Origin of the sequence: Burkholderia sp. BCC1998 (genome assembly GCF_905339875.1) — a bacterium.
Classification (GTDB): domain Bacteria; phylum Pseudomonadota; class Gammaproteobacteria; order Burkholderiales; family Burkholderiaceae; genus Burkholderia.
In genome coordinates, this window is sequence record NZ_CAJPHE010000101.1 from 1 (window position 1) to 508 (window position 508).

At 64.4% G+C, this 508-nt stretch carries 1 protein-coding gene; it reads left to right on the forward strand.

What is annotated here, in order from left to right; translation table 11 throughout:
• On the forward strand, positions 1-508 hold a 508-nt coding region (locus tag U5A56_RS36965; protein ID WP_321927426.1), incomplete at both ends, for a 4Fe-4S dicluster domain-containing protein.

The window sequence follows — 508 nt, forward strand, 5'->3', positions numbered from 1 at the left end:
TCGCGGATCAAGGGCAGCCACGCGGCGATCAAGACCGGCATGCTCGCGGCCGACGCCGCGTTCGACGCGCTGCAGGCCGGTCGTCAGAGCGATGAGCTCAACGCGTATCCGGATGCGTTCAAGCAATCGTGGCTGTACACGGAGCTGTACCGCGCACGCAACTTCAAGCAGTGGATGGCGAAGGGCCTGTACCTCGGCACGCTGATGGTCGGGCTGGAACAGAAGGTGATGGGCGGCAACGTGCCGTGGACGCTGCACCACAAGCATGCGGACCACGAGATGCTGAAGCCGGCGTCGCAATGCACGCCGATCGAGTATCCGAAGCCGGACGGCAAGCTGACGTTCGACCGATTGTCGTCGGTGTTCATCTCGAACACGAACCACGAGGAGAACCAGCCGGCGCACCTGACCTTGAAGGACGCGAGCGTGCCGGTGAACGTGAACCTGCGCACCTACGCGGGACCGGAGGCGCGCTTCTGCCCGGCGGCGGTGTACGAGTTCGTGAAGA